At 72.4% G+C, this 18110-nt stretch carries 16 protein-coding genes; 6 read left to right on the top strand and 10 right to left on the bottom strand.

Features of this window, described 5'->3' with window-relative positions; all coding sequences use genetic code 11:
• Positions 1–416 precede the first annotated feature (416 nt).
• The 4 genes from K7396_RS26090 to K7396_RS26075 form a co-directional block, all read right to left on the bottom strand.
• Positions 417–1385, bottom strand: a complete 969-nt coding sequence (locus K7396_RS26090; protein WP_308686928.1) for a DUF6801 domain-containing protein — start codon at positions 1383–1385, stop codon at positions 417–419.
• Positions 1382–4333 carry an NACHT domain-containing protein gene (locus K7396_RS26085; RefSeq protein ID WP_086721852.1) on the bottom strand — a complete coding sequence of 984 codons (2952 nt, stop codon included), beginning with the start codon at positions 4331–4333 and terminating at the stop codon, positions 1382–1384. Before K7396_RS26085 ends, K7396_RS26090 begins: the two co-directional genes overlap by 4 nt.
• Complete coding sequence (locus tag K7396_RS26080; RefSeq protein WP_086721851.1) at positions 4330–4629, bottom strand: trypco2 family protein; 300 nt, start codon at positions 4627–4629, stop codon at positions 4330–4332. Before K7396_RS26080 ends, K7396_RS26085 begins: the two co-directional genes overlap by 4 nt.
• Before the next feature lie 114 nt (positions 4630–4743).
• On the bottom strand, positions 4744–5190 hold the full coding sequence (locus K7396_RS26075; protein ID WP_152105200.1) for an ATP-binding protein: 447 nt from the start codon (positions 5188–5190) through the stop codon (positions 4744–4746).
• On the opposite strand from K7396_RS26075, the gene K7396_RS26070 reads away from it, so the two are divergent.
• From K7396_RS26070 to K7396_RS26060, 3 genes are all read left to right on the top strand, one after another.
• Complete coding sequence (locus tag K7396_RS26070; protein WP_086721197.1) at positions 5089–5631, top strand: Scr1 family TA system antitoxin-like transcriptional regulator; 543 nt, start codon at positions 5089–5091, stop codon at positions 5629–5631. The genes K7396_RS26075 and K7396_RS26070 overlap by 102 nt on opposite strands.
• Positions 5628–5888, top strand: a complete 261-nt coding sequence (locus K7396_RS26065; protein ID WP_086721196.1) for a DUF397 domain-containing protein — start codon at positions 5628–5630, stop codon at positions 5886–5888. The genes K7396_RS26070 and K7396_RS26065 overlap by 4 nt, the downstream gene beginning before the upstream one ends.
• Positions 5889–5968: 80 nt before the next feature.
• Positions 5969–7600, top strand: a complete 1632-nt coding sequence (locus K7396_RS26060; protein WP_086721195.1) for a serine/threonine-protein kinase — start codon at positions 5969–5971, stop codon at positions 7598–7600.
• A 59-nt stretch (positions 7601–7659) separates the two neighbouring features.
• Here K7396_RS26060 and K7396_RS26055 read toward each other — a convergent pair whose 3' ends face one another.
• From K7396_RS26055 to K7396_RS26030, 6 genes are all read right to left on the bottom strand, one after another.
• Positions 7660–7872, bottom strand: coding sequence for a DUF4287 domain-containing protein (locus tag K7396_RS26055; protein WP_086721194.1), 213 nt, complete (start codon positions 7870–7872; stop codon positions 7660–7662).
• A 74-nt stretch (positions 7873–7946) separates the two neighbouring features.
• Positions 7947–9002, bottom strand: coding sequence for a LacI family DNA-binding transcriptional regulator (locus tag K7396_RS26050; protein ID WP_174887029.1), 1056 nt, complete (start codon positions 9000–9002; stop codon positions 7947–7949).
• Positions 8999–10585, bottom strand: coding sequence for a glycoside hydrolase family 13 protein (locus tag K7396_RS26045; protein ID WP_086721439.1), 1587 nt, complete (start codon positions 10583–10585; stop codon positions 8999–9001). The genes K7396_RS26050 and K7396_RS26045 overlap by 4 nt, the downstream gene beginning before the upstream one ends.
• A gap of 1 nt (position 10586) precedes the next feature.
• Complete coding sequence (locus K7396_RS26040) at positions 10587–11423, bottom strand: sugar ABC transporter permease (RefSeq protein ID WP_086721443.1); 837 nt, start codon at positions 11421–11423, stop codon at positions 10587–10589.
• Positions 11424–11425: 2 nt separating this feature from the next.
• Positions 11426–12361 (bottom strand): carbohydrate ABC transporter permease, encoded by a 936-nt coding sequence (locus tag K7396_RS26035; RefSeq protein ID WP_086721440.1) that lies wholly within the window; start codon positions 12359–12361, stop codon positions 11426–11428.
• On the bottom strand, positions 12358–13644 hold the full coding sequence (locus tag K7396_RS26030; protein WP_086721441.1) for an extracellular solute-binding protein: 1287 nt from the start codon (positions 13642–13644) through the stop codon (positions 12358–12360). Before K7396_RS26030 ends, K7396_RS26035 begins: the two co-directional genes overlap by 4 nt.
• 224 nt (positions 13645–13868) lie before the next feature.
• Here K7396_RS26030 and K7396_RS26025 point away from each other — a divergent pair, with 224 nt between their 5' ends.
• The 3 genes from K7396_RS26025 (at position 13869) to K7396_RS26015 (ending at position 17560) form a co-directional block, all read left to right on the top strand.
• Positions 13869–15542 carry a glycoside hydrolase family 13 protein gene (locus K7396_RS26025; protein WP_152105202.1) on the top strand — a complete coding sequence of 558 codons (1674 nt, stop codon included), beginning with the start codon at positions 13869–13871 and terminating at the stop codon, positions 15540–15542.
• Positions 15543–15566: 24 nt separating this feature from the next.
• On the top strand, positions 15567–16616 hold the full coding sequence (locus K7396_RS26020; RefSeq protein WP_086719636.1) for a LacI family DNA-binding transcriptional regulator: 1050 nt from the start codon (positions 15567–15569) through the stop codon (positions 16614–16616).
• A gap of 119 nt (positions 16617–16735) precedes the next feature.
• Complete coding sequence (locus K7396_RS26015) at positions 16736–17560, top strand: phosphatase PAP2 family protein (RefSeq protein WP_086721874.1); 825 nt, start codon at positions 16736–16738, stop codon at positions 17558–17560.
• The last annotated feature ends 550 nt before the right edge of the window (positions 17561–18110 follow it).

Genomic DNA, 18110 nt, shown 5'->3' with positions numbered 1-18110 from the left:
GTTCCTCCTGACGGGGTGGAGTGACCTTGCTCGGCAACGCACCGTGCCCGTAAGGCCGTTGAACGGCGCCGAGGGACGACGGCGCCGGTGTTGGTGACGGTTCTAGCTGCCCGAACGGGTTGTTGCAAGACCTTACGCAAGGCATTGCAAGGGTGTTACGTTCCCTTGGCAGCCGGTCCGGCCGACCGGAGACCCGCCCTGCGGGTCCACGCGCCCGGACGGCCGGACCGGCGTCGGGGGATGACTCTCGCGGAGGGGCTGACGCGGGCACGGGCACGGCGGATGCAGCCGGCATCCTCGAAGGTGACGGTGCGCCAGGGGCCCGGCGTGCGGCCGCGGGCCGCGTCGGCGCCCGTGAGGCCGGGCCGGTGGCAGGCGGACAGGACCCCGACGCCGGGATCCGCGAGGCGATCCCCTCAGTCGCCGTCGGCGGCGCGGCGGCGGTTCTTGTGCCACGCGCCGAAGCAGAAGGCGAGGGCGGCCACGACGAGGGTGCCGGCGATCGGCAGCACCAGGTTTCTGGTGTTCCGGCCGGTGGTCGCGGTGGTCCCCGTCGCCGTACCGTCGGTCGCGAGGAAGGTCCGCTCAGGCGTGGCGCCCGAGGCCGTCGTGCCCTTGGCGCTCGTGCCCGAGCCGCCGGACGGGGTCGAGCCGCCGGACGTACCAGGGGCGCCGGACGTGCCCGGGGCGCCGGACGTGCCCGAGACCCCGGCCGTCGCCGAAGACCCGGCCCTGGCCGAGCCGTTGGCCTTCCCGGCCCCCGCGCCCGCTGCCGTGATCTGGAACGACCCCACGACGTCCCGCTGCCCGGCGTTCAGCCTGCACCCCGCGTCGACCTCGCCCAGTGCGGCACCGTCCGCCTTCTTCCCGACGACGTGCAGGGCGATGTCGCCGACGGTGATCCGCGCCTTGCCCGGCCGGCTGAACGTGAGAGCGGGTGCGGTGCCGGTCGCGGCGACGTCGAAGGAACCGGACGCCGGGATACGGGTCCTGGTGACGCCGAGGGGAACGCTGAGGCGCCGGTCGCCCTGCGGCGCGGACACGCCGATCTTCGCGACCACCCGGCCCGTCACGGTCTTCACGCCGAGGAAGCGGAGCTTCGCCGTGAGGTCCGCGTCCACCGTGGTCCGGGCGCCGATGGCGAATTTCCGGCTGGCTTCGCCGACCCCGACCGACTGCGGAATGTCCGCGTCGATCCTCACCGTGAAGGGCAGGCTTTTGATCACCGGGACCTTGCAGGTGTATTTCAGCGTGCGGGAAACCGGTTGTGCGGCCGCGGTTCCGGCTCCGGAAATCCCGACGACCGTGGCGGCGGTCCCTAACGCCGTCACCGCCCCCAGGGCGATCCTCACCTGTGGCCTTCGCGCCCCGCGCCTGGCAGTCATGTGGCACCCCCGTGAGTTGTTCCGCTGTCTGGCCCATCGGTATGCGTCCGGCAGGTGTTACCAGAATCAGGACGCTCCTGGGGTCGCGGGCAGTTCCCGGTGCCGTCCGGGTCCGCCGTGCCCGGTGCACCCGGCCGGTGGGGGCAGTGGTGCGCCCGGGAAACCCGGGCCAGGTGGTCCTGGAGGCGGGCGTGGCGGAACTGGTAGACCGCGCCGGCCCGACGCAGCACACCCCGCTGGTGGGCGTCGTCCAGGAACGCGATCACCGCCCACGGAAGCCGGCCCGTCAGCGGCAGCCACATCCGCACCAGGGCCACCCACTGGCCCCAGGCGGTGAAACTCAGCCCGTACCCGAGCCCGCCCCCGAACGCCGCCTCGATCCCGAACACGAGCCCGGCCAGGAGCCCGCGGACCGGGCCGGGCATGAGCCCGCCGACGGGACCGGGCACGAGCCCGAAGCCGAGCCCGGCGGGGATCCCGATCACGAGCATCCACACCAGCATGTGGACGACCACGTTCTTGCGGTTCGTGCTCAACAGGTCCGCGGCGCTGACCGCGGATCCGATCTCCACGGGGGCTTCCAGCCAGGCCATGAGGCCGAGCACGAGTCCGGCGCCGAGCCCGACCTCGAGCGGGAAGAGGAGGGCGCCCACCAGCCCTCCGTCGAGCCCGTCGTCGAACCCCAGCGGAGCGACCACGAACCGGTCCACGAGCACCAGCACGACCGCCACCGGGATCCCGAACCCGACCCCCAGCAGGGCCCTGGGGACGACCTTGGCGCGCGTCTGCCGCGTCCCGCCGAAGATCTGTATCCGGACGCGCGACGGCTCACGCGGCGCGCCCCCGGACACGACCCCGTACACGAACCCGAAGACCAGCCCGGCGAGGAGCCCGTGCAGGAGCCCGACCATGAGTCCCCGGCCGAGTGCGAACCCGATGCCGAGGTCGGTCGCGACCAGGTCCACGGGCACGTTCCCGATCCCGGTCGTCACCCCGAAGGCCAGCGCGGCCAGCAACCCGACCACGCGCATGCGCGACGCGAGGCGCATGGTGGTGCCCATCTCCCACCAGGCGAGGTCGCGGGTGTCGAGGTCGTGCAGGTGCGTGGCGAGGTGGCCGAGCCAGCGCCGGGCGCGTTCGGGGTGGTACCGGCGACGGCGGGGGCGGGAGCCGCGGCCGGTCGGTGCGGGGTCGTAGACGGCCGGGAGGAAGGCCGACAGGAGATGGTCCTGCACGTCTTCGGGGGTGCCGAAATCCTCGGTGTCCAGCAGGTCGGAGGGCTTGTCCTCGGTGGCGCCCCCGTAGACCGTGCGGGCCAGGCCGACCATCAGCGGGGTCGCGAGCGCCGTGGCGACGTTCGCCGCGCCCGCGCCGCGCGGCTCCTGGCGCAGCGCGGCCAGGACGGGTTCCCACACGGAGCTGTCCGCGCCGCCGTCCCTGACCGGCCGGCTGCCGCGGTGCAGGTAGTCGGCGTAGTCGTCCACGGTGAGGTCCGCCAGCTCGATGACGGCGGCTTCGCGCAGCACGCCGTTCGCCGCCACGGCCCGGCCGAATTCCGCCGGGCGGCTGGTGAACAGCAGCGGCGTGATGGTGCGGTTGAGCGCGCGGAACGCCGCGCCGTGCAGGCCGGTCGCGATCTCGTCGAAGCCGTCGAGCACCGGAAGGATCCTGTCCTCGTCGAGCAGGAGACCGGCGAGGTCGCCTCCGCTGTCCGCGGGAGCCGCCAGGAAGGGGTGGTCGCGCACCAGTTGGGCGCACAGCCAGTCGTCCAGCGAGGTGGTGACCGGGTCCCATGACCCCAGGCCGAAGATCACCGGCACCCGGTCGCCGGCGGCGCGGGCCCTGAGCCGGTCCAGAACGAAACGCAGCGTCAGGATCGTCTTGCCGGAACCGGCCTCCCCCAGCACCACCAGCCGACGGGACGGAACCGACTCGTACACGTCCACGATCCGGTCGAGCCGGCCGTCCAGGGGCAGGGGCGCCGCGGGCGTCCCGGACGGCGCCCGGCGGATGTTGGCCCAGTGGTCGAAGACGTTCCGTTCGGTGCAGTCGAAGCGGACGGCGAGCGGGAACGGGTCTCCGGCCCGCCGCCGCTGCCCCTCGCGGTGCCACTGCTCGTACACGTCGTGGGCGAGTTTCCCGGCCGCCTTCCGCACCTCCGGCGCATCGGGCTGCTCCGGCCCGTCCGGCGGCCGCGGCGGCGGGAGCGGGAGCTGTGTGAGGCGGTCGGCGCCGGCCGGCAGGCCGATCAGCGCGCTGAGCGCGTCGAGCCGGTCCGGGGCGAGGCGGTACCAGCGCTTGACCTGGCTCGCCGCGAACCTGCCGAGCCCGTCGAAGCGGTGGTGCTCGCTGACCACCCCGATCACGTACCCGCCGCTCCACACCGCGGCCCCCGACATCCCCTCCCACGGGGAGCGCCCCGGCTCGGGGTCGTACTCGGGAGGCTCCACGGTGATCTCCAGGCTGCCCGCGCGCAGGTACGACAGCGGCGTGGTCGTACCGCGGGCGTGGTGGGAGTCCCGGTACCAGGTGGGGCCGTCACCGTCCGCCGACTCCCTGTCGGGGCGCAGCCTGAACCTCGGGAATCCCAGCGCCTCGCACTCCACGGGCCGCGTGATCCCGGCGAACCGCACGGGCGTGATCCCGGCGGCGCCCGGTGGGCCGGTGCGCGCGTCCCCCGCGATCCTGAGCACCGCGACGTCCATGGCCGCGTCCGCCCAGACCGGCTCGCCGGACACCTCCGTCGTGCCGCCGTCCTCGGTGAGGAAGCGCAGCCGCACCGACGCCGCGTCGCTCACCACATGCGCGGCCGTGAGCACCGCGTGCCCGCTCACCCGGTAGCCCGACCCGCGCCGCCCCGGGCCCGCCCGGCAGGTGGTGAGGACCTGGACCACGCGCCCCGGGTCGAGCCCGGCCGGCCCGGAGGCCCTGCTGTCCGCGGGGTTCACTGCTCGTTGGCGCCGGTGGTTCCGGAGACGAACGGCGGGTTGCCCGACCGGGTGAGGGTCGGCTGCAGGGCCAGGGTGAGGCGCTGGGTCCTGGTGGCGCCGACCGTCGCGTCCGCGCCGGACTCCACCACCCAGAACCGCACCTTCGCCCCCGCGTGGGCGGACCGCTCCAGGGCGACCGACACCTCCAGCTCGATCGTCCCCAACTCGAAGCGCAGCTCCGCGCCCTCGGCCGCGGCAACCGCCTGCTCCAGCTCCTCGCGCAGATCTCTGATCACACTGGCCAGCTCGATCACTCCGCACCCCTTCGCCCCGAGCCCACCACCGGTCACCGGTCGGTCACCGAGGACTTTAGCCGCGCGATGCGGGCACTGCCCCCCTATCCCCACCAATCCCCTGGGAATCCCCCGCTACAGGTCCAGTTCGGCACTGACCACCTTGCCGACCGGCCCCCGGTCGAGCACCGACCAGCGAGTGGCGAGCGCGGCCACCAGGAGGAGGCCACGGCCGGTTTTGGAGTCGGGTGGCGGGGGCGTGAACGTGCCGGGGCCGGGCGGGCGCTGCTCGGTGCGGGTGTCGGCGACCTCGATCCGCAGGGTGCCGGGGCGCGCCGAGCCCGGCACCCTCGTCAGGCGCAGCTCGAAGTCCCGGCCGGGCACCCGGCCGTGGGTCACCGCGTTGGCGGCGAGTTCGCCGACGATCAGGGCGGCGGCGTCGGAGACCTCGCCGCCGTACGGGAAGCCCCAGACGTCGAGCTGCTGGAGCGCGAGGTAACGGGCGAGCCGGGCGCCGCGCCGGGTGGAGCTGAAGCGCTGGGACCGTCCGACAGCCTGCGCATCTTCGGGGCGGTGTACCAGGCACTACGGGAGAAGGCCGGGTTCACCCAGGAGTCCCTGGCACCGGAGATCCAGTACTCGTCGCACTACATCGCCTCGGTGGAACAGGGCCGGCGGCTGCCGTCGGAGACGTTCATCGAGCGGTCGGAGGAGGCGCTGGACGCGGGCAAGGTGCTGCGGAAGGCGGCCAAGTACCTCTGCAGGCGGCGCGGCTTCGCCTCCTGGTTCCGGGTCTGGGCGGGCCTTGAGGAGCAGGCGCTCAACCTCTACACCTACGAGAACCGGCTGGTTCCGGGCCTGTTACAGACCGAGGCGTACGCCCGGACGCTGTTCGGCGGCCTGTTCCATTCCGACCCGAAAGAGCTCAGTGCCCTCCACATACGGTATGCGAAACTGCGTTCACAGGCCCTCACCCCGGATGACTCCCGGAGCCTGTTGGAGCAGATGCGAGGAGCGCTATGAGCATCCCGGAACTGGCGTGGTTCAAGAGCAGCTACAGCGGCAGCTCCGGCGACAGCTGCGTGGAGGTCGCCCTCTCCTGGCGGAAGTCCAGCTACAGCAGCGGGGGTGACGGCGACTGCGTGGAGGTCGCCGCCTGCCCCACGACCGTCCACGTCCGCGACTCCAAGGACAAGGGCGGCCCGCAGCTCGCCGTGCCCGCCCCGGCCTGGGCGGAGTTCGCGGCGTACGCGGTGCGGCGGGGCCACGTAAGGGGCTGAGTGCGGGCCGGCCTGTCACGCGGTCACCTGTCCCCGACCCCAGTGGTACGCCGGACGCCACTGAGGATAAAGATGAGCACATGAATGACATCGGGGGAACCGCACCGCGTCCGCACGAGCCCACGAGCTTCCGGCTGCAACCGCCGCAGCCTGCCCAGGCGCCGCTCACGGAGCACGCCCCGGCGCCGGCCGCGCAGGTGGCGCCGCAGTCCGATCCGGGCGCGGGCCGGCTCGTGGCGGGCCGCTACCGGCTGCTGAGCAGGCTCGGGCACGGCGGCATGGGCACCGTGTGGCGTGCCCGCGACGAGGTCATGGACCGCGAGGTCGCCGTCAAGGAGTCCCGGATCCCCGACCACCTGCCGGAGCGGGAGCGGGCCGGCCTCTTCGAACGGATGCGGCGCGAGGCACGGGCCGCGGCCCGCCTCGATCATCCCGCGGTGGTGAACGTCCATGACGTCGCCGTCGAGGAGGGACAGCCCTGGATCGTCATGGAGTTCGTCCAGGGGCGCTCCCTCGGCGACGCGCTCCAGGAGGGCACGCTCGGCGCGCGCGACGCCGCGCGGATCGGGCTGGAGGTGCTCGGCGCGTTGGAGGCCGCGCACGCCGCCGGGATCCTGCACCGCGACGTGAAGCCGGACAACGTCATGCTCGGCCGCCACGACCGCGTCATCCTCACCGACTTCGGCATCGCGCAGATCGAGGGCGAGACCAAGCTGACCGAGACCGGCGGGTTCGTCGGCTCCCCCGAATTCATCGCGCCCGAGCGCGTGTTGGGACAGCAGCCCGGCAGCGCCTCCGACCTGTGGTCGCTCGGCGTCGTGCTGTACGCGGCGACGGAAGGCGTCTCGCCGTTCCGCCGCACCAACACCCCCGCCACGCTGCAGGCCGTGCTGAACGCGACGCCGGCCGCCCCGAGCGCGGCCGGCGGCGGTCCGCTGGCCGAGGCCGTCCAGGGTCTGCTGCAGAAGGATCCGGCGCGCCGGCCGAACGCGACGCGGGTGCGCGAACTGCTCGAACGGGCTGTGCAGCCGCCGCCCCCGGTCGTGCGGACCGGTGGCCCCGAGGCCGGTAAGGGGGTCCGCCTCGGCCGCAAGGCTCTCGCAGGGGGCGCCGCCGCAGTCGTGGCACTGGCCGCAGGCGCCTACCTGGTCCTGGCGGATCCGTTCGCCGGGCCGTTGCCCGAGGGGTGGAAGAAGCACCAGGAGGCGGCGCCGCTGAACGCGGACATCGCGGTGCCCGCCGGCTACCTCCGGATCCCGGACGACGCGGACCCGTCCGTGATCACGTACAAGGATCCCAGCGGAGCGGTCACGGTCGAGCTGGCCCGGTGGGACCACGTGCGGCAGAAGAGCGACATCTCGGGGACCGCCGACGCCCAGGCGTTCAAGGACTCGGACGCGATCAAGGGCGGCTCCTTCTCCGGGGCGGGCCTGTCGATGTCCTCCGACACGAAGACCGGCAGCAGCACGGACGCCAACGTCACGTACCAGGAACGCGACGCGGCCCTGAACACCGTCACCTACGGCACGAGCGGCTCCGGCGTGGACATCGACGGGGACGTCCCGCGCGAGGCCAAGGCGTTCTACTACCGCACCCACGCCGGTGACATGTACCGGTTGTGGGTGGACTACCCGGGCAAGGGCGACTTCACCGCCCGCGGCCGCGAGATCGCCCGGATCGCGATCGCCAACCTGGACGTCCGCAAGCCCTGAGCCCCTCCGCGCCGCCCGGCCCGGAGGGGCGCCCCGCCGCCGCTGCCCCGCGCCGCGGACTACCGGCCCTCGGCCTGGGCGAGGGTGTGGGCGACCAGGGCGTTGGCGTGGCCGTGGCCCAGGCCGTGTTCGGCCTTGAGCCAGGCCACCAGCTCCATGTGCCGGGTCAGCGGCGAGGCGGTGATCAGGCTCTGCCACTCGGCTATCGGACGGCCGTACTTCTTCTCGATCGACGGAAAGTAACTCGCGGGCCCCTGCACGGTGTTGGTCATGGGTGCAGCATGGCACCCCCCACTGACAATCCGGCCGGGCCCGCGTCCCTCCCCCCCCCCCCCCGCGGCCGCGGTCAGGTCCGCACCGCCCCCGTCGACCCCCGTACGACCAGTTCCGGCTGGAAGACGAACTCGGTGCGGCGGGGCGGCTCCCGGCGGCCCGCGGCGCGTTCGTGGATCTCCTCGATCAGGGCGCCGACCGCTGCCGTCGCCATGGCCTGGACCGGCTGGCGGACGGTGGTCAGCGGGGGGTCGGTGAAGGCGATGAGCTGGGAGTCGTCGAAGCCGACGACCGAGAGGTCCGCGGGGACGGCCAGGCCGCGCTGGCGGGCCGCGCGGACCACGCCGAGCGCCATCAGGTCGCTGCCGCAGACGACACCGGTGCAGCCGTCGTCGAGCAGGGTGGCGGCCGCCGCGTGCCCGCCCTCGACGCTGAACAGGGTGTGCCGGACGCGCCGTTCGGCCTGCCCCCTCGACAGGCCGAACGACTCCCCCAGCGCCGCCACGAAGCCCTCCGCCTTGCGGCGGGAGGGCACATAGCGGGCCGGGCCGACGGCCAGCCCGATCCGCTCGTGTCCCAGCTCGGCCAGGTGGCGCACGGCCATCCGGGCCGCCGCCCGGTCGTCGGGCGAGACGAACGGCGCGTCGATGCGCTCGTTGCAGCCGTTGACGAGGACGTACGGGACGCCCCGGGCCGCCAGGCGGGCGTAGCGGGACGGGTCGGCGCCGGTGTCCGCGTGCAGGCCGGACAGGAAGACGATGCCGGTGACGTCGCGCTCCTCCAACTGCTCGACGAGTTCGTCCTCGGTGGTCCCGCCCGGCATCTGGGTGCACAGCACCGGGGTGTAGCCGTGGCCGGCCAGCGCCTGTTCGATGATCTGGGCGAAGGCCGGGAAGATCGGGTTGGTGAGTTCGGGGATGACCAGGCCGACGAGCCCGGCGCTGCGCCGCCGCAGCCGTACCGGTCGCTCGTAGCCGAGGACGTCGAGCGCGGCGAGCACCCGCTGCCGGGTGCTCGCCGCCACGCCCGCCCTGCCGTTCAGGACCCGGCTGACGGTCGCCTCGCTGACCTGCGCCTGGGCGGCGATGTCGGACAGCCGGGGGGTGGCATGGGGGTCCGGCAGGGTCACTCCTCCCACCAGGCGGTGGTGTCGGCGGGCAGCTCGACGTCCCCCCGCGCGTCGTCCAGCGGGCCGGAGGCGAGCAGCAGCCGGCCGGGGGCGGGCAGACGGACGGGGGCGGCGGTGGTGTTGGCGGTGCAGACGAGGCCGCCGGGGCGCCGGAAGGCCAGGACGCCGTCGGGGGCGGCCAGCCACTCGACCGCGTCGCCCGCGCCGAGGCCGGGGTGGGCGCGCCGCAGGGCCAGGGCGGTGCGGTAGAGCTCCAGGGTGGAGGCGGGATCGCCGGTCTGGGCCGCGACGGTGAGCGGTGCCCAGTCGGCGGGCTGCGGGAGCCAGCTGCCGCCGTCGCCGAAGCCGTAGGGGGCGCGGTCGCCGCTCCACGGCAGCGGGACCCGGCAGCCGTCGCGCAGGCCCTCCTGCCCGGTGTCCCGGAAGAAGGAGGGGTCCTGGCGGACCTCGTCGGGCAGGTCGGTGACCTCGGGCAGGCCCAGCTCCTCGCCCTGGTAGAGGTAGGCGGAGCCGGGCAGCGCCAGCATCAGCAGGCTCGCGGCGCGGGCGCGGTCCGGGCCGCCGCCGAGGCGGGTGGTGTGGCGGACCACGTCGTGGTTGGACAGCACCCAGGTGGTGGGGGCCGCCACCGGGCGCATGGCGTCGAGGGAGGAGTCGATCGCCTCGCGCAGGGCGGCCGCGTCCCAACCCGTGTTCAGGTAATGGAAGTTGAAAGCCTGGTGGAGCTCGTCGGGGCGGAGGTAGCGGGCGGTGCGGTCGGCGGTGGGGGTCCATGCCTCGGCGACCGCGATCCGCTCGCCGGGGTACTCGTCGAGGACGGTGCGCCAGGAGCGGTAGATGTCGTGGACGCCGTCCTGGTCGAAGAACGGCAGGACCTGGTTGCCGAGCAGCTTCAGCTGTTCGCCGTGGCCCATGTCGGGCAGGCCGGGGGCCTTGACCAGGCCGTGGGCCACATCGACCCGGAAGCCGTCCACGCCCAGGTCGAGCCAGAAGCGGAGGATGGAACGGAACTCGTCCCGGACGGCGGGGTGGTCCCAGTTGAAGTCGGGCTGCTCGGGGGCGAAGAGGTGGAGGTACCACTCGCCGTCGGACACCCGGGTCCAGGCCGGGCCGCCGAAGAGGGACTCCCAGTCGTTGGGCGGCTCCTCGCCGTTCTCGCCCCGTCCCTTGCGGAAGTGGAAACGCTCGCGCAGCACCGAGCCGGGGCCCTCGGCCAGCCCGCGGCGGAACCATTCGTGCTGGTCGGAGCAGTGGTTGGGGACCAGGTCGACGATGATGCGCAGGCCCAGGTCATGGGCGTCGGCGATGACCGCCTCGGCGTCGGCCAGGGTGCCGAACATCGGGTCGATGGTGCGGTAGTCGGCGACGTCGTAGCCGGCGTCGGCCTGCGGCGAGGCGTAGAAGGGGCTGAGCCAGACGGCGTCCACACCCAGGTCGCGCAGGTACGGCAGGCGGCTGCGGATGCCCGCCAGGTCCCCCATGCCGTCGCCGTTGCCGTCGGCGAAGCTGCGCGGGTAGACCTGGTAGATCACCGCGTGGCGCCACCAGCCGGTGGCAGGAGTGACGTTGTGCTGAGGGGTCATGTCATCCCTTGGTGGTGCCGGCGGTCAGTCCGGCGACGAGGTGGCGCTGGGCGAAGGCGAAGACGAGCGCGGCCGGCACGGCGATGATCACGGCGGCGGCGGTCATCGAACCCCAGTCGTTGGTGTACTGGTTGACGAAGGTCTGCAGGCCGCCGGCGAGGGTGAGGTTCTCCTCGCCGGTCATGAAGGCGGAGGCGTAGGCGACCTCGGCCCAGGCGGTGACGAAGGTGTAGAAGCCGGTGACGGCCAGGCCCGGTCGGGCGAGCGGGAGGACCAGGCGCCAGAAGGTGCCGAAGGGGTTGAGGCCGTCGACCCGGCCGGACTCGTCGATCTCCACCGGGATGGTGTCGAAGAAGCCCTTCATCATCCAGGCGCAGAAGGGGACGGCGATGGTCAGGTAGGTGACGACCAGGCCGGCCGGCTGGTTGAGCAGGCCCAGGCTCGCCAGCAGGTTGTACAGCGGCACGATCAGCACCGCGACCGGGAACATCTGGGTGATCAGCAGCAGCCACATCAGCGGGCGCATCCCGGGGAAGCGGAAGCGGCTGACGGCGTAGCCGGTGGTGGCGGCGATGAAGACACCGAGGACGGTGGTCAGCCCGACGATGATCACGGAGTTCTGGAACCAGGTCAGGAACTCGGTGTCGGCGATGACGTGGGTGTAGTTGGCGAGGGTGAAGTGGGTGACGAGGCTGGTGGAGAAGGCGTCGTTCCTCGGTTTGAAGGAGGTCACCAGCAGCCAGAGCGGCGGGAAGACGGCCACCGCGGCGGCGACGAGCAGGGCCGCGTGCAGGGCGACCGAGGCCGGGCGGGAGCGCTGGTGGCGCTTGCGGGTCATGGTCACCACACCTCTCCCTGCTTGCGCAGCGCCCGCCGGTAGACGACCGCGACGACCGAGAGCAGGAGCAGGATCAGGACGCCCCAGGCCGCGGACTCGGAGAAGTTGCGGGGGCTGTCGATGAAGGAGAGCCGGTAGGCGTAGGTCACCAGGATCTCGGTGGCGTCGCCGGGGCCGCCCCGGGTCAGCAGGAAGATCACCGGGAACATGTTGAAGGTCCAGATGGTGGAGAGCAGGATCACCGTGCTGCTGACGGCCCGCAGGCCGGGGACGGTGATGTTCCGGAACCGCTGCCAGGGGCCCGCGCCGTCCATCTCGGCGGCCTCGTAGAGCTCGCCGGGTATGGACTGCAGGCCGCCGAGCAGCGCGACGAGCATGAAGGGCACGCCCAGCCAGACGTTGACGGCGATGACCGAGAGCTTGGCCCAGGTCGGGTCGTTGAGCCAGGGCACGGCGTCGATGCCGCCGCCGGCCAGCAGCTTGTTGAGGATGCCGTTCTTCTCGTTGTAGAGCATCCGCCAGGTGAAGACCGAGATGAAGGCGGGGATGGCCCAGGGCAGGATCAGCGCCAGGCGGTAGACGGTGCGGCCGCGCAGCGTGCGGTTGAGCATGTTGGCGAGGGCGAGGCCGATCAGGAAGGTCAGCGAGACGCAGCCGACGGTCCAGACGACGGTCCAGCCCAGGCGGTCCCAGAAGACGCCGTCGCCCAGCACGGCCTTGTAGTTGTCCAGGCCGGTGAACTTGTAGGTGGCGGGGAGGTGGTTGACGCCGATGTTCCGCTCGACGTTGGCCTCGTTGGCGTCGGTGAGCGAGAGGAACAGGCCGCGCACCAGCGGATAGCCGATGATCACCCCGATGACGAGTACCACCGGGGCGACCATCGTCCATGCGTACCAGTGGGTGCCCAGTGCCCGGCGCACCCGTACAGCGAGGGTCACTTGTAGTCCTTGAGCAGCTTCCGGTAGGCGTCGCCGGCCGCCTTGGCGGCCTGCTCGGGCGTGGCGGAGCCGGTGAGCACCTTGTTCATCTGGACCTTGACCGGCTCGAAGAGGGAGTTGCCCTCGGCGATCCAGGGGCGCTGGACGGCGCCGTCGACGGCGGGCTTGAAGAACCTGACCATCTCGTTGTTCTTGACGGCCGGCACGTCGTACACGGACCTGCGGGTGGGCAGCAGGCTGAGCTTCTCGGTGGTCTGCTGCTGGACCTTCGCCGAGCTCATGTACTTGACGAAGGCGTAGGAGGCGCGCAGGTTCTTGCTGCCGGCGTAGACGGAGAGGTTCCAGCCGCCCTGCGGGGAGCCCTGGGCGGTGCTGCCGGCGGGCACGGGGGCGACGCCGAGGTTCTCCTTGTTGGCAGGGGACTTGAAGGCCTTGCCGGCGCGGGCGCCCTCGATGTCCCAGGGGCCGTCGACGGCCATCGCGACGGTGCCGTCCTTGAGGGCCTTGAGCTGGTTCTCCTGGCCGTCGGTGGCGTCGGTGACCGCGGCCTTGGAGTCGACCAGGCTCTTGATCGTCTTGAACGCCTTGACGCCGGCGCCGTCGTCGATCTCCACGACCTTGTCGCGGGCGTTGACCAGGTCGCCGCCCTCGCCGTAGAGGTAGGGCAGGAACCAGTAGGGGTCGTCGCCGCGCAGGTAGAGAGCGGTGGCGCCGGTCTTGGACTTGATCTTCTTGGCGCTCTTGGCGAGTTCGTCGAAGGTCCTGGGCACCCCGACGCCGGCGTCCTTGAGGAGCTTCTTGTTGTAGAAGAGGCCGAGGGTGTCGATGACCTGGGGTGCGGCGTAGGTCTTGCCCTTGAACTTCGTGGAGCCGACGGCCTGCGGGAGGTAGTCGTCGGCCTTGTCGAGGGCGGGGGTGCCGTCGAGGGGCGCGAGGTAGCCGAGGTTGGCGAAGTCGGCGACCCAGGCGACCTCGGTGCGCATCACGTCGGGGGCGCCGGAGTTGCCGCCCGCGGCGTTCTTGAACTTGGCGTTGGCGTCGCCGAACGGCACGTTCACATATGTGACGTGGACCTTCGGGTGCTCCTTCTGGAAACCTTCGGCAAGTTTGCGGTACGTCGCCTTCTCGGCGTCGTTGGAGGTGTCCCAGAAGGTAACGGTTCCGGACAGTTCGCCCCCGCTGTCGGCACCGCTGCCGCCGTCACCTCCGCCGCACGCCGTCGCCGCCAGTGCCAGGCCCGCTACCAGCGCGGTGGCCGTTGCGCCCCGTATGCCACGCCGCATGTGAACTCCTTAGGGAAATGCCTCAGATGGCGGTCAGGAACGTAACAGCGCGGAAAACAAACCGAAAGACCTTGCGGTAAATTTCTGCAAGACTACGGGAACGAACTGCAACGAGTTGGCTGGAACGGGACCCTCGGGGCGCTCCCGGCACCGTCACCCCGCGCCCCGTCGAGCGTTTATCCGGTGAAGGCACCGACGCCTCTTGACCTCGACAGGGACGGCAGATGACCCAGGAGCTCACTTCCCCCAGCCCCGCCCCCCGGGCCCCCGGAGCGGGCCGAGGTCCCGCATGGTGGCGCGACGCCGTCATCTACCAGGTGTACGTCCGCTCCTTCGCCGACAGCGACGGCGACGGCATCGGCGACCTGCGCGGCGTCCGCGAACGGCTGCCCCATCTCAAGGACCTGGGCGTGGACGCCGTCTGGCTCACCCCGTTCTACGCCTCGCCGCAGGCCGACGGCGGCTACGACGTCGCCGACTACCGCGCCGTCGACCCGCTCTTCGGCACCCTCCAGGACGCCGACGAGCTGCTCCGCGCCGCCCATGACCTGGGCCTGCGGGTGATCGTCGACATCGTCCCCAACCACACCTCCGACCGGCACCCGTGGTTCACCGACCCCGAACTCGCCCGGCAGCGCTACCTCTTCCGCCCCGGCAAGGGCGAGCACGGCGAACTCCCGCCCAACGACTGGGAGTCGGTCTTCGGCGGCCCGGCCTGGACCCGCACCGACCGCGGCGACTGGTACCTCCACCTCTTCGCCCCCCAGCAGCCCGACCTGAACTGGGAGAACCCGGAGGTGCACGCCGAATTCGAGGCCATCCTGCGCTTCTGGCTCGACCTCGGGGTGGACGGCTTCCGCGTCGACGTCGCGCACGGCATGATCAAGGCGCCCGGCCTGCCGGACATCGGCCACGGCGCCCAGGCCCAGCTGATCGGCTCCCAGGTGCTGCCGTTCTTCGACCAGGACGGCGTGCACGCCATCCACCGCGCCTGGCGCCGGCTGCTGGACGGCTACGGCGACGGCAGCGGCCGGCAGGTCATCGGCGTCGCCGAGGCATGGGCCCCCACCCCCGAGCGCCTCGCCCTCTACGTGCGCCCCGACGAACTCCACCAAGCCTTCAACTTCCAGTTCCTCAACGCCCCGTGGCAGGCCGACGCCCTGCGCACGGTGATCGACGCCTCGCTCGCCGCCACCGCCTCCGTCGGCGCGCCCACCACCTGGGTGCTGTCCAACCACGACGTGGTCCGCCACACCACCCGCCTCGGCGGCAGCCTCGCCCGCGCCCGCGCCGCCAGCCTGCTGATGCTGGCGCTGCCCGGCTCCGCCTACCTCTACCAGGGCGAGGAACTGGGCCTGCCCGAGGTCACCGACCTGCCCGACGAGGTCCGCCAGGACCCGGCGTTCTTCCGCGGCGGCCGGGCGACCGGCGCGGCGGGCCCCGGCACCGACACCGAGTCCGCCCCCGACGGCGTCGCCGCCGCCGGCGGCCAGGACGGCTTCCGCGACGGCTGCCGGGTGCCGCTCCCCTGGTCCGGCGAGGCACCGCCGTACGGCTTCGGGCCCGGCGGCAGCTGGCTGCCGCAGCCCGCCGGCTGGGCACCCCTCACCGTCGCGGCCCAGACCGGCGACCCCGCCTCCACCCTGGAGCTCTACCGCGCCGCCCTGGAGCTGCGGCGCCGGCTGCCGGGACTGGGCGACGGCCCGATGAGCTGGGCGCCCGCCCCCGACGGGGTGCTCGCCTTCACCCGCCCCGGGGTGCTGTGCACCGTCAACACCCTGGGGCACGACGTCGAACTGCCCGCGCCCGGGACACCGCTGCTGTCCAGCGCCCCGGTGACCGTCCAGGACGGCACCGCACGGCTCCCCGGTGACAGCTGTACCTGGTGGGCAATCTGACAGCAGACCGGTACAGTCCCACCCATGACCGCCCGGCTCTCCGATATCGCAGCACAGGCGGGTGTCAGCGAGGCCACCGTCAGCCGGGTTCTCAACGGTAAGCCCGGCGTCTCCGCCACCACCCGCCAGTCCGTGCTCGCCGCCCTCGACGTGCTGGGCTACGAGCGCCCGGTGCGGCTGCGGCAGCGCAGCGCCGGGCTGGTCGGGCTGATCACCCCGGAGCTGGACAACCCGATCTTCCCGGCGTTCGCGCAGGTCATCGGGCAGGCGCTGACCCGCCAGGGCTACACGCCCGTCCTGGCGACCCAGACGCCGGGCGGCTCCACCGAGGACGAACTGACCGAGATGCTGGTCGACCGCGGGGTGGCCGGCATCATCTTCGTCTCCGGACTGCACGCCGACACCTCCGCCGACATGCAGCGCTACGAGCAGCTGCGCGGCCAGGGCGTACCGTTCGTCCTCATCAACGGCTTCTCCGACAAGGTCCAGGCGCCGTTCGTCTCCCCCGACGACCGCGCCGCGGTGGACCTCGCGGTCACCCACCTCGGCGCCCTCGGCCACCGGCGGATCGGGCTGGCCCTCGGCCCCAAGCGCTTCGTGCCCGTACAGCGCAAGATCGAGGGCTTCGTACGCGCCATGCGGGAACGGCTGCAGACCGGCCCCACCGAGGCGGAGCCGTTCATCCAGCACTCCCTCTACACCCTGGAGGGCGGCCAGGCCGCGGCGAGCGCGCTCATCGAGCGGGGCGCCACGGCCATCGTCTGCGCCAGCGACATGATGGCGCTCGGCGCGATCCGCGCGGCCCGGCAGCGCGGACTCGACGTCCCCCGCGACCTCTCCGTGGTCGGCTTCGACGACTCCCCGCTCATCGCCTTCACCGACCCGCCGCTGACCACCATCCGGCAGCCCGTCACGGCCATGGGGCAGGCCGCCGTGCGCGCGCTGCTGGAGGAGATCGGCGGCACCCCCGCCCCGCACAGCGAGTTCGTCTTCCACCCCGAGCTGGTGGTGCGCGGCTCGACCGCCTCGGCCCCCAAGCCGGCCCGGATCCCGAAGCCGCTGCGGACCCCCTGACCCCCGCCCTCCCCCAGAAGTACGGGGTTCGGGCATCCCCCGCGAGACCGATTTGCGGCGTCGAATACCCGACCGAAGGATGATCGCCGGTACGCCCCTTTCTGGCAGACTGTCTGCCTATGGGTGATGCGAAAACGAGGACGTTGGACGGCCCGCCGACCACCCCGCCACCCAAGGGGGAACGCGCGGACCACCCCGTGGTCCCACGGCGGATGGCCCGCCTGCGCGCTCCCCGCACCCCCCGCCTCTGGTTCGAGGTCCTGCTGATCGCCGTCAGCTACTGGACGTACTCGCTGATCCGCAACGCCGTGCCCGAACAGAAGGCCCAGGCCCTGCGGAACGCCGACTGGATCTGGCAGGCCGAGCACTCGCTCGGCATCGCCGTCGAGCGGACCGTCAACCACGCGGTGGACTCCGTGACATGGCTGATCGTCACGATGAACTACTACTACGCCACCCTGCACTTCATCGTCACGATCGGCGTACTGGTCTGGCTCTACCGCTGGCACCCCGGCCGCTACACCGCCGCCCGCACGGCGCTCTTCGCCACCACCGGCGTCGCCCTCATCGGCTACTACCTCTACCCCCTGGCCCCGCCCCGGCTGATGACCGGCGGCGGCTTCGTCGACACCCTCGTCGACCACGGCACCTGGGGCTCCATCGCCTCCGGCAACCTCGCCTCGATGTCCAACCAGTACGCCGCGATGCCGTCCATGCACATCGGCTGGTCCCTGTGGTGCGGCCTCACGATCGCGCTCCTCGCGCGACGCCGGTGGGTCAAGGCACTCGGCCTGCTCTACCCCGCGACGACCCTCCTGGTCATCGTCTCCACCGCCAACCACTTCTGGCTCGACGCGATCGGGGGCGTGCTGTGCCTGTCCTTCGGGGTGGGGGTGGCGAGCGTGTGGTTCGGCGCCGCGCCGCATCGGCTGGCGCGAGCCTGATCCCACGTTTTTGGCTTTCCCGCCGTGGTTGTTGCTCGCCGTGTTTCGCCCCGCTGCGCGGGTGCGCCCGGCGTTGCTCCCCCACTGCCTAAAGGGCGTGGGAGGTACCCCCAGCGGCGGGCCGGGTCCGCTGCGCGGGGCGTTTCGGGTGCCGGTGCCGGGCCTCCGCGGGTGGGTGTCCGGACTGCTTCGCTTTACGTCCGGACACCCACCCGCTCCGGCCCGTCCCCTCCCGTTGGGGGGTGGGAAGAAGGCCGGTGGGGGTGGATCTGGGTGGTCCGGTGCGCGTTGTGGACGACGTAGGGAAAGGGCCGTGGGCATCGGGAAATGGCTGTGGCGCGGGGAATTGGCTGTGATCGACGCCCGCCCCCACTCACGATCACTTCACTCACTCACGGGAGGGGACGGGCCGGAGGGGCGGGGGTGTGGGACGTAAAGCGAAGCAGTCCCACACCCCCGCCCCGCAGGCCCGTCACCGCACCCACAGCCCCGCGCAGCGGACCCCGCCCGCCGCAGGCGAAACGGCGACAAACCCCCACGGCGGGACAGC

Source organism: Streptomyces angustmyceticus (assembly GCF_019933235.1).
In the GTDB taxonomy this organism is placed as follows: Bacteria; Actinomycetota; Actinomycetes; order Streptomycetales; family Streptomycetaceae; genus Streptomyces; species Streptomyces angustmyceticus.
Note: the sequence above shows the minus strand (reverse complement) of the source record. Positions and strands in the feature narration are given on the sequence as shown.

What these genes read in the sequence shown, in the direction of transcription:
- K7396_RS26015 (WP_086721874.1), top strand. Translation starts at nt 16,736, where the DNA reads ATGGGTGATGCGAAAACGAGGACGTTGGACGGCCCGCCGACCACCCCG.
- K7396_RS26090 (WP_308686928.1), bottom strand. Translation starts at nt 1,385, where the DNA reads ATGACTGCCAGGCGCGGGGCGCGAAGGCCACAGGTGAGGATCGCCCTG.
- K7396_RS26065 (WP_086721196.1), top strand. Translation starts at nt 5,628, where the DNA reads ATGAGCATCCCGGAACTGGCGTGGTTCAAGAGCAGCTACAGCGGCAGC.
- K7396_RS26045 (WP_086721439.1), bottom strand. Translation starts at nt 10,585, where the DNA reads ATGACCCCTCAGCACAACGTCACTCCTGCCACCGGCTGGTGGCGCCAC.
- K7396_RS26055 (WP_086721194.1), bottom strand. Translation starts at nt 7,872, where the DNA reads ATGACCAACACCGTGCAGGGGCCCGCGAGTTACTTTCCGTCGATCGAG.
- K7396_RS26025 (WP_152105202.1), top strand. Translation starts at nt 13,869, where the DNA reads ATGACCCAGGAGCTCACTTCCCCCAGCCCCGCCCCCCGGGCCCCCGGA.
- K7396_RS26040 (WP_086721443.1), bottom strand. Translation starts at nt 11,423, where the DNA reads ATGACCCGCAAGCGCCACCAGCGCTCCCGCCCGGCCTCGGTCGCCCTG.
- K7396_RS26060 (WP_086721195.1), top strand. Translation starts at nt 5,969, where the DNA reads ATGAATGACATCGGGGGAACCGCACCGCGTCCGCACGAGCCCACGAGC.
- K7396_RS26020 (WP_086719636.1), top strand. Translation starts at nt 15,567, where the DNA reads ATGACCGCCCGGCTCTCCGATATCGCAGCACAGGCGGGTGTCAGCGAG.
- K7396_RS26030 (WP_086721441.1), bottom strand. Translation starts at nt 13,644, where the DNA reads ATGCGGCGTGGCATACGGGGCGCAACGGCCACCGCGCTGGTAGCGGGC.